Annotated in this window: 12 protein-coding genes; 6 read left to right on the top strand and 6 right to left on the bottom strand. The window is 39.7% G+C overall.

All coding sequences use genetic code 11. From position 1 onward, the window contains the following. Positions 1 to 2: 2 nt before the first annotated feature. From L659_RS0121285 to L659_RS0121265, 5 genes are all read right to left on the bottom strand, one after another. Positions 3 to 662 carry a DsbA family oxidoreductase gene (locus L659_RS0121285; protein ID WP_024591839.1) on the bottom strand — a complete coding sequence of 220 codons (660 nt, stop codon included), beginning with the start codon at positions 660 to 662 and terminating at the stop codon, positions 3 to 5. Between the two features lie 120 nt (positions 663 to 782). Continuing rightward, complete coding sequence (locus L659_RS0121280; RefSeq protein WP_024591838.1) at positions 783 to 2003, bottom strand: M24 family metallopeptidase; 1221 nt, start codon at positions 2001 to 2003, stop codon at positions 783 to 785. Positions 2004 to 2104: 101 nt separating this feature from the next. Then, positions 2105 to 2713 (bottom strand): flavin reductase family protein, encoded by a 609-nt coding sequence (locus L659_RS0121275; RefSeq protein WP_024591837.1) that lies wholly within the window; start codon positions 2711 to 2713, stop codon positions 2105 to 2107. A 9-nt stretch (positions 2714 to 2722) separates the two neighbouring features. Further along, a complete protein-coding gene (locus L659_RS0121270; RefSeq protein WP_024591836.1) occupies positions 2723 to 3445 on the bottom strand; it encodes an SDR family NAD(P)-dependent oxidoreductase in 723 nt (240 codons plus the stop codon). Beyond that, positions 3442 to 3840 (bottom strand): thiol-disulfide oxidoreductase DCC family protein, encoded by a 399-nt coding sequence (locus L659_RS0121265; protein ID WP_024591835.1) that lies wholly within the window; start codon positions 3838 to 3840, stop codon positions 3442 to 3444. The genes L659_RS0121270 and L659_RS0121265 overlap by 4 nt, the downstream gene beginning before the upstream one ends. A 120-nt stretch (positions 3841 to 3960) precedes the next feature. On the opposite strand from L659_RS0121265, the gene ppc reads away from it, so the two are divergent. Together ppc and cdd are read left to right on the top strand one after the other, a co-directional pair. Beyond that, a complete protein-coding gene (gene ppc, locus L659_RS0121260) occupies positions 3961 to 6606 on the top strand; it encodes a phosphoenolpyruvate carboxylase (protein WP_007582382.1) in 2646 nt (881 codons plus the stop codon). Between the two features lie 136 nt (positions 6607 to 6742). Further along, positions 6743 to 7669, top strand: a complete 927-nt coding sequence (cdd, locus tag L659_RS0121255; protein WP_024591834.1) for a cytidine deaminase — start codon at positions 6743 to 6745, stop codon at positions 7667 to 7669. Between the two features lie 68 nt (positions 7670 to 7737). Here the strand turns inward: cdd and udp are convergent, their stop codons facing one another. Then, the gene (udp, locus tag L659_RS0121250) at positions 7738 to 8493 is read right to left on the bottom strand and encodes a uridine phosphorylase (RefSeq protein WP_007582384.1); all 756 of its coding nucleotides are present in this window, start codon (positions 8491 to 8493) and stop codon (positions 7738 to 7740) included. A 454-nt stretch (positions 8494 to 8947) separates the two neighbouring features. Between udp and L659_RS0121245 the strand changes: the two genes are divergently transcribed. The 4 genes from L659_RS0121245 (at position 8948) to L659_RS0121230 (ending at position 13785) form a co-directional block, all read left to right on the top strand. After that, on the top strand, positions 8948 to 10057 hold the full coding sequence (locus L659_RS0121245) for an arginase family protein (RefSeq protein ID WP_024591833.1): 1110 nt from the start codon (positions 8948 to 8950) through the stop codon (positions 10055 to 10057). A 129-nt stretch (positions 10058 to 10186) separates the two neighbouring features. After that, on the top strand, positions 10187 to 10876 hold the full coding sequence (locus L659_RS0121240; RefSeq protein ID WP_024591832.1) for a transporter substrate-binding domain-containing protein: 690 nt from the start codon (positions 10187 to 10189) through the stop codon (positions 10874 to 10876). A 148-nt stretch (positions 10877 to 11024) separates the two neighbouring features. After that, complete coding sequence (locus tag L659_RS0121235; RefSeq protein ID WP_007582388.1) at positions 11025 to 12326, top strand: hemolysin family protein; 1302 nt, start codon at positions 11025 to 11027, stop codon at positions 12324 to 12326. 289 nt (positions 12327 to 12615) lie between these two features. Further along, positions 12616 to 13785 (top strand): efflux RND transporter periplasmic adaptor subunit, encoded by a 1170-nt coding sequence (locus L659_RS0121230; RefSeq protein WP_024591831.1) that lies wholly within the window; start codon positions 12616 to 12618, stop codon positions 13783 to 13785. The last annotated feature ends 5 nt before the right edge of the window (positions 13786 to 13790 follow it).

The raw sequence follows: 13790 nt of genomic DNA, 5'->3' as shown, positions 1-13790 counted from the left end.
TATTAAGCGTCTTGCTTAGCTTCTTCTTCACTAATTTGTTTAAGTGCTTGAATGAATGAGTCGCTTGGTTGTCCGCCAGTAAGTGCATATTTATCGTTTATGATAAATGTAGGTACTGACGTAATACCCATCTGTTTAAAGTTGTCTTGCTCTTGGCGTACGTCTTGTACGTATTTGTCTGAATGTAGAATACCGCGCGCAGTTTCTTTATCAAGACCCACTTTTTCAACAACGTCGAGCAACGCTTCTTCTTGGTTTAAGTATTTTAAATCTGTGAAGTGCGCTTCAAAAAAGGCGAGTTTTAGCTTCGTTTGTTTACCTTCTTCACGTGCCCACATTAATAAACGATGCAAATCAAAGCTGTTGATCATGATGCGTTTGCCATCAAAATTAAAGGTAAACCCAGCACGCTGACCGGCTTCGAACATGTTTTTACGATTTTCGTCGCCTTGTTCTTCACTTAGGTTGTACTTTTGCATTAAATGTTCGTTTAAGTCTTGACCTTCAATTGGCATATCTGGATTTAGTTCAAAAGGATGCCACGTAATATCTGCGCTCATTTCGTCTTTAAGTTGCTCTAGTGCAGTTTCTAGGTTTTTATAACCCACTACACACCAAGGGCACATTACGTCTGAAACGATATCAATTTTAAAGTTTTTCATATTTATCCTTTTGAGGATTGCTTATAACTAAGTATAAAAAAGGATATTGGGATTAATTTAGCTTTATCAATACCAAACTAAAAAGAGCAACTAAACAGCTGCTCTTGAAGGTATTCAGTTTTAAGCGTTAAGCCCAAATGGGTCGTCAATACTATAACTTGGTTGTGTAAACCAATGAGGGCCGTTGTCGGTCATGTAAAAATGATCTTCTAAACGTACGCCAAATTCATCAGGTATAACTAACATTGGCTCGTTACTAAAGCACATGCCTGGGGCAAGTGGGGTTTTATCACCGCCAACTAGGTATGGCCATTCATGAATGTCTAGCCCAATGCCGTGACCAGTTCGATGCGGGCAACCCGGTGTTTGGTAATGCGGACCTAGCCCTTGCGCCGCTAAATAAGTACGTGCGCCAGCGTCTACGTCTTCGCAGGTAGCACCAATTTTAGCGGCATTAAACGCAGCCATTTGCGCTGCTTTTTCATGATCCCAAAACATGCGTTGGCGCATTGTTGGTTCGCCAAATACATAGGTACGGGTTATATCTGATAGGTAATCGTGTACTTTACAGCCGGTATCTATTAATACCATATCGCCTTTTTTAAGCACTTGCGCGTCTTTAACACCGTGCGGAAAAGACGTTGCAACACCAAATAAAACAATACAAAAATAGTTACCTGGTGCGCCTACTTTTTGATGTGCTTGCTTAATAAAGGCTTCTACTTCGGTGGTGGTTATTCCCTCATAAAGCATGCTTGCTGTGGCTTGATGCACGGCTAAGGTCATATCCATTGCGCGCTGCATTAAGCTAAGCTCGTGAATTGATTTATGCATACGGCAATGCGCCGTTACAGGTTGTGCGTTTATGAGTGTTAAACCCGTTTGCGCTTTATTAATGCCGTCGAATATAAAAAATTGTGCGCTTTCATCAATGCCAATGGTTGCGTTTTCATTAATGTTTAGTTTTTTTAGTACTTCAACAAAAAGTGCATAAGGGTTTTCGTGCTCTTGCCACCCATGAATAGGCCCCTCTATTACTTTAAACCCGTTTAGTGAACCAATTTCGAAATAAGGCGCAATGTATTGTACTTCACCAAGGGCGGGTAATATCGCGCCAACCATGCGCTCGCTCGCGTACCATTTCATGCCTGTAAAGTAGGTAAGGTTGGTGCCAGCGTTTAAATAAATTGCATCTATGTTGTTTGCTAGCATATACGCTTGCGCTTTGGCTATGCGCTCTAAATGTTCGTCAGCAGCAATAGGGGTTAGCGTTTGCGTCATATTACTTAGGCTTGCCAACGCTTGCTCGCTCGATTGTGTACCAATACCGATGGTAGTCATATTTTTCTCCTTGGATTTTTAGCTAGTGTGATTAATACCAAGGTAAAATTCAATGTTATGCGATAAGAGGCTAATAGTTTATAGCCTCTTAAATGGTCATATTATTTTTTAGCGTAAGGTAAACGCGTGAGTTTATTGCTTGTGTGGTAGCTATCAAGCCCGGTTACTGCCACTGTTTCTATTGCTTGTAAATCTAGGAAACCATCGCTTTGCAGCGCGGCTTTATCAACAAAAACATCCATAATTTCGCCAATAACGAGCTCAGTCCCATTGATGGCTAAATGTTGGTTTTCTACAAGTTTAACCGAGTACTTTAAGCGGCTTTCTTTTACAAAAGGCGCTGCAAAGTCGTTTAAGTATTCAGGAGTTAAGCCTGTAGCATCAAACTCAGACTCGTCTTTATCGTACCGAGCTGAGGTTTGATGAGCTTGCTTATAAATCGACTTATTTACTTGATTAATAGTGTAAGTGCCCGTTTGTAAAATATTTTCAAACGTATGACGCGGCACACTATGAGGGCGCATAATCATGGCGACTAACGGTGGGTTAGCCCCAAGGTGAATAACCGAGCTTACAATCGACAAGTTGGTATTGCCGAGTAAGTCTTGCGTGCCAATTAAATTAGCGCTTTTAAAACCCGAAAGGGAATTAATTAAATGTGTGCGGGTATGTTTTTCAAGTGCGTCTATACGCGCTTTAGTAAAATGCATTAAAAATCCTTACCACGGTATGGTTGAGCCTTGCCAGTCTAAATAAGCAGGCTCACCGTTTAGTTTTAAGTCAGGGTTATTGTTTGTTAATTCAAATAGTTGCTTGGCTACAAATTCAGGCGTAAATAATTTGCCTTCGGGTACATTTTTTTGAAAGGGCTTTGAAAGTGCTGTATCGGTAGTGCCAGGGTGAAACAGAATGAGTTTGGTATTTTTAGCACGACGAGCAAGCTCTATAGCAGCGGTTTTAAATAGCATGTTAAGCGCCGCTTTAGATGCGCGGTAAGTATACCAACCACCTAATTTATTGTCGTTTATGCTGCCTACGCGCGCACTTAATGCAGTAATAGTACACTGCGTTTTGTGGGTTAATAGCGGTAATACGCTCTGTAAGCAAAGTAGGGGAGTTAGAGTGTTTGAATTTAGAAGTTGGCTAAAATACTCAGCGTCTAAATCCTCCAGCTTTTTTTCGGGCATATGGGTTTCGTTGTGCAGTGTACCATTGAATATAATAACTTGTTGTATATCGGCATTTTGCTCTTTTAGGTAATTAGTAACGCGCACTAAACTTTGCTTTGTGTAGTCAGTATGCAGGTGGACAACACTTGAGCCAGACTCAATACTTTTTGAACTAATACAAACGATCTGATGAGTAGGCGTGTTTATTTGTAGATGTTCTATATATGCATTTGCTATGGCACTGCTTGCGCCGAATAAAACAATAGTTTTCATTTATCACCTTTTGCTTTTAGTCCACATTGGCCGTTACTGCACTGAGTATTTGGCATTAAAAAGCGACTGATGGGGTGCCGATACTTAGCAAATAATAGGTATCCGCAGTCAGCGAAAAAGCGAATTATTGGCAAGCGAAAAATTTTCAACCAGCTGTGTTTACCCACTATTTTCCATGCTTCGTAAGTTACATCAAGCCCATAAATCATTTCACCTGATCGCTTTTGAGCTTGCAGGTAGTTCATTGCTTTGTCTTTATCAATATACGGGTAGCGCTCACTGAAGTCGCTCGCGTTAAGATCTTCAAGCGTAATTAAGTTTTTGTTATCAGCGTGTTTTAGTTGCTGCATTTCGGTGCTACAAAGAGGGCAGTTACCATCGTAAAAAATGATCATGTGAATGCTTTGTGATTATTTTATATATACTTTTTTACGACAAGACATTGCAAATGGATCTATTAAATATCTCTTCATGATGATATTAATAGTGTCCTACGAAAAAATGGAGACTGATAAATGAGTGAACAATACGCCGCCTTGCGAGGTAATGTAAATTTACTAGGGCAACTACTAGGACAAACAATCAAAGATGCCCAAGGTCAAGCGATTTTAGATAAAGTGGAAGAAATTCGTGCTTTATCAAAATCATCTCGCAGTGGTAACGAAGACGACAGACAAGCGCTAATAGATGTTTTACATGCGCTTAGTGATGAAGAGCTTTTACCGGTTGCCCGTTCATTTAATCATTTTTTAAACCTTGCTAATGTAGCAGAGCAATTTCATACCGTTTCGCGTTTTAATGACGTTGGCCTTGGTCAACAAAACCCTCTCACTCAAACATTAAAAACGTTAGCTACAAAAGCAGAACAAGGCCAGTTAGACAGTAATCATTTGGCCGAAACACTCTCAAAACTCCACATAAACTTAGTATTGACCGCTCACCCAACCGAGGTTACGCGCCGTACTATTATTAACAAACACGTTGAACTAAGTGATTGCTTAGCGTCATTAGAGCGAAAAGATAACTTAGTGCAAGAGCGGGACAATATTTTAAATCGTATTGAACAGCTGATTAGCCAAGCTTGGCATACCGACGATATTCGTCGCTCTCGCCCAACGCCAGTTGATGAAGCCAAATGGGGCTATGCAGTAATAGAAAATAGCCTGTGGCATGCGGTTCCGCGCTTTTTACGTGAATTTTCAGCGAATGTTAAAGACCAGTTGAGCTTAGAGTTACCAATAGATTACAGCCCAATTGAGTTTACATCGTGGATGGGTGGAGACCGTGATGGTAATCCATTTGTAACATCGCAGGTAACAAAAGAAGTGCTTGATCATGGTCGTTGGATGGCACTTAACTTATACATTCAAGATTTAAAAACGTTGTGCGCTGAACTCTCTATGTCAGATGCCAGTGATGAGCTTGTTGAGCTTGCAGGGCAAGAGTTTGAACCATATAGAGCGGTAATCAAAAAGCTTAAAAACCAAGTTGCAGAAACAGTGGCGCACTTAGGTGCTAAAATTAAAAATAAGCGCAGCGATTCACAAGATTTAATTACTAATATTAATCAGCTTAAGCACCCAGTTGAAGTGTGCTATCGCTCGTTATTAAAGTGTAATATGAAAGTAGTTGCGGATGGCTTATTACTTGATTTACTGCACCGTATAAATAGCTTTGGTTTGCGTTTAGCTAAACTTGATGTGCGCCAGGATTCGTCTCGCCACGGCGATGTGTTTTCAGAACTGACTCGTTACTTAGGTTTAGGCGACTACAACCAATGGCAAGAGCAAGACAAACAAGCATTTTTACTTGCAGAGCTTAACTCGCGCAGACCGCTTATTCCAAAACATTGGCAACCAAGCCCAGATGTACAAGAAGTACTTGATACCTTTGATGTAATTGCCAAGCAAGACGAAGCAACATTTGGTTTGTATATTATTTCGATGGCGCGAACAGCGTCAGACATCTTAGCAGTACAACTATTGCTAAAAGAAAGTGGCTGTAGCTTTGATTTACCAGTAGCACCGTTGTTTGAAACACTCGACGATTTAAACGCAGGCAGTGATGTAATTACCACATTGCTTGATAATGTTTGGTATCGCGGGCACATTAAAAACACCCAAAACGTAATGATTGGTTATTCTGATTCAGCTAAAGATGCTGGCATGATGGCAGCAGGTTGGGCGCAGTACGAAGCAATGGATAAACTAGTACAGCTTGCTGATGCACGCGGTATTGAGCTTGTTTTATTCCACGGACGTGGTGGTACAGTAGGGCGTGGTGGTGCACCCGCTGCACAAGCGCTGCATTCACAACCGCCTGGCTCATTAAAAGGTGGCTTGCGTGTAACCGAGCAAGGCGAGATGATTCGCTTTAAATTTGGTTTACCCGATGTAGCACTGCAAAGCTTAAATATTTACGCAGGCGCAGTTCTGCAAAGTAACTTATTACCGCCACCAGAGCCAAAACCGCAGTGGCGCGAAGTAATGAAGCTAATAAGTGAGGAGTCGTGTGAGCATTACCGTAATGTAGTTCGCCATGATGAAAACTTTGTACCTTACTTTAGAATGGCAACACCTGAACTGGAACTGTCTAAGCTACCGCTTGGCTCTCGCCCTGCAAAACGTAATCCTAATGGTGGCGTTGAAAGCCTGCGTGCTATTCCATGGATTTTTGCGTGGAGCCAAAACCGTTTAATGCTTCCTGCATGGCTAGGTGCGTTAACAGGCTTAAAAGCTGCGCTTAATAAGTACGGCGCTGAAACCCTAAACGAAATGAGCTTACAGTGGCCGTTCTTTAGATCGCGCCTAGAAATGCTAGAAATGGTATTTAGTAAAGCCGATTGTTGGTTGAGTGAGCATTATGATAATGCGCTGGTGGAAGATATGTACAAACCACTGGGTGTAACACTTCGAAAAGAGCTTCAAGAAGCCATTAGCTTGGTACAATCACTTAGCCCGCAAAAAAGCCTACTAGCCGAACAACCTTGGATTAAGGAGTCGATTAGTTTACGTAACCCGTACACCGATCCACTTAACTTACTACAGGTTGAGCTTTTACGCCGTGCTCGCTCAGAGGAAAAACGCAACGAAGGTGACATTGATAATGCATTAATGATCACGATGACAGGTATTGCAGCAGGTATGCGTAATACCGGCTAACACTTTATTTTGTTAGGTATACCTATTGGTATTAAAAGGGAGCACGCGATGTGCTCCCTTTTTTTGCGTTAAATAGGCTGGTATTTAACATCCTAACCTTTTAAACTACTTAGCCATTGAATAATTAAAAAATGTTATGGCTTCAGCAACTTTTACTGTACAGCAAGATACAGCACTTACAAATTCTCACATCACATTAAACGTAGCGCAAACAGCGTCATTACGTAGTCAATTAAAATCACAACATGGCATATTAAATTCTAATAATATTAAAGCGTTATGCGCACAACTCAATGTGTCTGATGATGCATTATTACAAGGTTTAGTACTTTTGGCTTCTGAGTATGCTGTTGCGCCGATATCAGATTTTCATGTAGGCGCAATTGTTAAAGCACTTGATGAAAACGATGAGGTAAACTTTTACTTTGGTGCAAATGTAGAGTTTGATCATCAAGCATTGAGTTTAGTGGTTCATGCAGAGCAATCGGCTATAAATAACGCATGGTTAAACGGCGCCAAAAAAATAGTTAAAATAGCGATTAGCGATGCACCGTGTGGGTATTGTCGTCAGTTTATGAACGAACTCGCTGATGCGAAAGAGTTTGATATTTTATTGCCAGAGCAACACTTTAAATTGGCAGAATTACTGCCGCACTCGTTTGGGCCGACTGATTTAGATAACGCGTTTAGCTTGTTTAATCCAGAGCCTCACCAGCAAGTATTTGCAAATGATCAACTAGATGAAAAACTAGCAAGTACAGCATTAAACGCATACGTACCCTATAGTAAAAACTTTAGTGCAGTAAAAATTAGTACATTTGAAAATGGTGATTTTTACGGAAGTTACGCAGAAAACGCAGCATACAGCCCAAGCTTGTCGCCACTACAAAGTGCACTTAGCCAATTATTTATCGCAGGGCTTAGCTTTAACGAAAGTACAGTAAAATCAATTACACTTTTAGAAACCGCAGGCCATGAAAACCAAGCGGGTGTAGCACGTGCTGTACTTGCAAGTTTTAAAAATCTACCGGCAATAGAAGTAATTAGCGCTCAGCTAAAATAACCTCTTAAAAACAATAAAGCACAGCCAGAGCTGTGCTTTATAATTTTATCTATTGAGTTTACTTGGTATTAATCAAGTAATACTTTAGCCGCTTCTAATACTACCGCTACAGATTTACGCTCAATTTCACCATGGTCAACATTTGGTATTTCTTGGCGAGTACGATTAACAAGTACGCCTGCTACACATGCTGCTTGTAAGCCAAGGGCTGCACACATAGTAAATAATGTTGCTGATTCCATTTCGTAGTTCATCACGCCCAGTTTTTGCCACTCTTCGCAGCTACCTTGTAGTGATTTAGGAACGTAACCAGAATGCGTATCGTAACGCTCTTGTCCTGGATAAAATGTATCGCTTGATGCAGTAATACCAATATGAAAATCGATATTTAAGTTTTTACATGCTTGTACCATAGCTTGTGTTGCATAAAAGTCAGACACAGCAGGGTAGCTAAGAGGAGCAAAATGCTGGCTTGCACCGTCTAAACGTACAGACGCTTGGCTAATTAAAATTTCACCTTCGTTGATATGTGGCTGAATCGCACCTGTTGTACCAATACGTAAAAATTTACGCACGCCAAGTTGTGCTAATTCTTCTACTGCAATCGACGTAGATGGACCACCAATACCCGTAGAACAAACAACCACCGAATGGCCGTTTAGTTGACCTAAGTAAACATGAAACTCACGAGTTTGAGCAAGGCAGGTTGGGTTGTCTAGGAATTGTGAAATGCGTGCAGCACGATCTGGATCGCCCGGTACAATCGCAAGTTTTGCACCTTTAAGATCGTCAATACATAGTCCTAAGTGAAATACCTTTTCCATAGCTAAGCCTTTTTATAATAAATTGTGTCAATCTAGCATCATTGCTAGAAACGTTTATCAAGTACAGGACGATTGTCCGTTTTATCTTAACTCCTCCAATTAAGTCTTAATAATTTTAAGAACTAATTTGATTTATTCATCAACTATGAATATTCAATCAAGTGCTTATACAAGTAGCCTTGTTGTGCTGTTGACATGTTCAAGCAGACATAATAAGTATCAACCAAGCGCGTAACTACAATTAAATAGTTTATGGTAAATGTTCATTAATATTAAATTAATTCAATGGCTTAAATTTTTATTAAGCACGTAAAAGATAACGTGTTTATTTATATTAGGTTCAGACTTATTTAGCAAAGTGGAATTTATTTGAAGTTTAGGCACTTTTGGTGATTTTGCATAACTAATCAAAAGTAATTAGCTACGTACAGAATAAAAATCGAAGGAGTTTATTATGAGCACACAATTTGAAGCATTTAAAAACAAAGTTGAGCACTGTTTGTGCGCACCGGGTGATGGCGTATACACAGTAAATACTGCAAAGGAGCGCAAAGCCGCACTGCGTAATAAACTTTATGGACAAACTGAAAACGTTGATAATTTGTGGCGCGAGTCTTTAAATGAATTACCAAATTCTCCACATAAAGCCGTTATGTTAGGTATTAGCTCAGACTGTGGCGGTGGTATTTTACGCGGTGCAAACTGGGGGCCACTGTTTGTGCGCTCAGCTTTAATTGATCAGCAACCGCAGTGTCACTCGTTTGATTTAGGCGATGTACGTGTAATCCCACATTTACTTCATGATAAATACCTAAATGATGCAACCATTTCTAATTGCCAAAAAGCCCTATACGGTAATGAAGATAACGACTACTACGTAAGTCCGTTATCAATCACAGAGGATGTATGCGACAGTTTTTACGCAACATTTAAAGATAAAGGGATATTTGGTATTGGTGGCGATCACTCAATTAGTTACCCACTTACCAAAGCCTACTTAAAAGCAAAACGTGAGCAAGGTAAGCGTACCGCTATTATTCACTTTGACGCGCATACCGATTTACTTGTTGAGCGCCTAGGCATAGATTTATGTTTTGGCTCGTGGTGTACGCATATTTTAGAGTTTTTACCGGCACCACATCATTTAATACAATTTGGTATACGCTCAAGTGGCAAGCCTAAAGCGCACTGGGAAAGTACCTTTGGCGTTAAGCAACATTGGGCACATGAAATCATTGAGTGCGGCGCAGCAGCGGTTGCTGCCGACGCTATTGCACAATTAAAAGCTGATAACGTTGATGAAGTATACGTAAGCTTTGATATTGATGCGCTTGATGCAGAGTTTGCATCTGCCACAGGTACGCCAGAACATAATGGTTTAACACCACAGCATGCGCTTGATATTTTATCAGCCATTGCGGATGAGTTTCCGATTACGGGTGCGGATATGATGGAAATAGCGCCATTTACCGACAGCTCTTTAGTGGGCCAATCAAGCTCTGAAACGACACTTAGAGAAGGCGCTAAAATTTCAGCCTTTTTAATTAGTGCGATGAACAAGTAAGCTGTATGCGCTATAAATACTAGCACTATCAGCGTATAAGTGTGCATTACATGACTAAAAACTAGCAGTTCATAAAGCCTCAGCTATATTTATTAAATACTTATAATGAGTTAGTTGAGGCCTTGCTGAATGAAATTATTGATCTTTTTATTGTTCATTAGCTGTATTAAAGTTGATGCAACTGAAATCACAATAGTAACGGAAGTATTTCCGGACTTTCAGTATCTCAATGAAGATAATAAACTCGTTGGCCGTTCTGTCGATAAAGTTCATAAAGCGCTAGAAGGCACTGGTATAAAATACACTATGTTGGCGCATAGTTGGGCCATATCTTACAATGCAGCGCTACGCGATAAAAATACCTGTATATTTTCAATTGTTCGACTACCTAATAGAGAAAGTAAGTTTAACTGGGTAGGTGAACTGGAAAGCTTTGATTCTGCTATTTATGGTCTAAAGTCCAGAGGTATAAAGTTAAATACTCTCAATGATGCTAAAAAATATAAAATAGCAGTACTGCGTGATAACTTTAGTCATCACTATTTGCTTGAGAGGGGCTTTAGTGAGAACAAGCATTTATTACTCATCGATAGCCTAGATAAAATAGATAAACTCATAAGCACTCGGCACGATATTCTTGATTTTGTTGTTCTTAGCAAAAAGCAATTTAGCTATCGAATAAAAACTGAGCCTAGGCTTGAGCTACTCGAGCCATTACTAAATCTAAATACAGCTCAATCTCCATTATTTTTTGCTTGTAATATAAATATGGATCCGGCCTTAGTTGTTCAATTAAAAGTCGCCTTTAAAGGCAATTAAACAGTTTAAAAAAACAGTTTAATCAATGTAACCTCATGAAATTAAATTACTTTAATATATTTTATAAATATAAATTGCCGCATTTTAAAAACCGATTATAATCCAGCTGCTTTTTGTTTAAAAAAGCACTAACTTTTTGGAGCGTTAAATGGGTGATTTAATCGGGATTAGCTTATTGATCTTGATCAGTGCGTTGTTTGCTATGTCAGAAATAGCAATTGCAGCGTCGCGTAAAATAAAACTGCGAGTAATGGCAGATGAAGGGAATATAAAGGCAGCAGCGGTACTAAAGCTACAAGAAAATCCAGGGGCTTTTTTTGCCATGATCCAAATAGCACTCAACGCGATAGCGATTTTGGGTGGTATTGTGGGCGAGCAGGCCTTATCGCCTTATGTTGAAAGTGTGTTGGTATTGTTTTATCAAGGTGCGCATTTAGAAAAAATTAGCTTTTTATTCTCGTTTTTTACTATTACATCCTTGTTTATATTGTTCGCCGATTTAATGCCAAAGCGTTTAGCGATGATCATGCCAGAAGCGGTCGCTGTTAGAGTGGTTACAATAATGCGCTGGGTTACCTTTGCATTAACCCCGCTGGTGATGTTTTTTAATGGTGTCACTAACTTTGTGCTGCGCTTATTTAAAGTGCCCGCTGAGCGAGAAGACAATGTGACAACAGAGGACATTGTTGCCATGATGGAAGCAGGTGCTGCATACGGTAGTTTGCAAAAGCAAGAATATGAACTCATTGGCAATGTGTTTGACCTAGAAGCGCGATTTTTATCAAGCGTAATGACGCCACGCGACCAAATTGTATATTTTGATTTAAACGAATCTAGCCATGATATTGCGACTAAAATTATTGACCATCCTCATAACCACTTTTTAGTGGTGTCAGGAAATTTAGATAAGTTGCATGGCTCTGTTGAATCTAAAGATATTTTACGACAAGTACTAAAGGGCGAAGCTGCCAATATAAACGATGATCTCATTGATAAAGATGTTTTTTACTTACCGGAAACACTAAGCTTATCTGAAGCTTTAAATGCGTTTAAAAGTGCAGCAAAACCATTTGCTGTTGTCGTAAACGAATATGCGCTTTCGGTGGGCATTGTAACGGTAAAAGATTTAATGAAAGGGTTTATGGGTGATTTAATTACTCATCAAGGCGACGAATTAATCATAGAACGCGATAAAAATTCATGGCTTGTAGATGGCTTAACCCCAATTACCGATTTAGCAAAAGTACTTGATATAGAAGAATTTCCTGACCAGATGCACTATGAAACGGTCGCTGGCTTTTTAATTTACAATATGAAGCGAATACCTAAACGTGCGGAGCATTTAACTTTTTCAGGTTTTAAGTTTGAAGTTGTTGATGTAGAAGGAATTAGGGTAGAGCAGTTGTTAGTTTCAAGGGTTATTAACCCGCAGAGTGCTAATATCCTTTAAAATAAGGTGTGTGCTTTAGTTTTTATATAAATAGCCAAGCTGTATTTGCTTGGCTTTTTTGTGTCTGTTAAAAACTTTGTTTCTAAAATGGGATATTATTTCAATATGTTAAGTTGTTTTATTTTCATACAGTCTTGATTCTATTTTCATCTAATTAACATTAAATGCAACCTAAGACGTATATTGTACTGAGGAGTGTAAGTTTGTGTAAATTTCTTCTAATTAAGATTCATTATCAGCGCGTTTTAATTTAGAATGATCGTTCACTCTAAACTAAAAGGTATTTAACATGCAGCGTTCCCGCATCGCTTTATTTGTATTGTCAGCCCTCGTCGGTTCTGTTGCTTTAACTGGTTGCGATCAGGCTGCTGAGCAGTCACAAGCTTCAGCTCCTAAAGCTGTACCAGTGGGTGTACTTACATTAAAAAGCCAAGCGCTTACTCTCAAAAAAGAACTTCCTGGTCGTATCAGTGCATTTCAAATTGCTGAAATTCGCCCACAAGTAAGTGGTATTGTGCAATCTCGTTTATTTGTTGAAGGTAAAGAGGTTAAACAAGGCCAAGGACTGTATCAAATAGACCCTGCGACATTTGAAGCAGACTTAGCAGCAAGTGAAGCAAGCGTAGCACGTGCTCAGGCGAGTATTTCAAGTAGTAAAGCTAAAGCATCTCGTTTTAGCGAGCTTTTAAAAATAAAAGCGGTAAGTCAGCAAGACTTTGATGAAGCAGATGCTGCATACAAACAAGCAAAAGCAGAATTATTAACGGCTAAAGCGCAGTTAAAATCGGCGCAAATTAACCTTGATTACAGCCATGTGTCGTCACCAATTAGTGGTCAAATTAGTAAATCAAGCGTAACTGTAGGTGCACTAGTTAGTGCTAACCAAAGTACTGCACTTGCTACAGTGACTCAGTTAGATCCAATTTATATCGATTTAACACAATCAAGTAATGAGCTTACCAAACTTAAAAAAGCAATATCATCAGGTGCTCTAAGTGTTGATTCGACTAGCCAAACTGACGTTGAACTTATTATGGAAGATGGTTCTGTTTATCCTCATAAAGGCACATTGCAGTTTTCTGAAGTGACAGTTGATCCAAGTACTGGCTCAGTAATACTACGTGCTAAATTTTCAAACCCAGAAAAATTATTACTGCCAGGCATGTATGCCCGAGCTTCTATTGTGGAAGGTGTTAAGGCGGGTGCTATTTTAGCTCCGCAACGTGGTGTTAGCCGTAATTCAAAAGGCGAACCAACAGCAATGGTTGTGAGCAAAGACAACACAGTAGAAAGCCGTGTTTTAAAAGTAGACCGCACAATAGGTTCTGATTGGCTTGTTACTGATGGCTTAATGGATGGCGATAAATTAATAGTTGAAGGCTTACAAAAAATCCGCCCTGGTGCACCAGTGAATCCTTCTGAAATTCAATCGTCTACTAAAGCCGATCAAGCGCAATAACGGAG

This window comes from Pseudoalteromonas sp. S8-8 (genome assembly GCF_000497875.1).
Classification (GTDB): domain Bacteria; phylum Pseudomonadota; class Gammaproteobacteria; order Enterobacterales; family Alteromonadaceae; genus Pseudoalteromonas; species Pseudoalteromonas arctica.
Note: the sequence above shows the minus strand (reverse complement) of the source record. Positions and strands in the feature narration are given on the sequence as shown.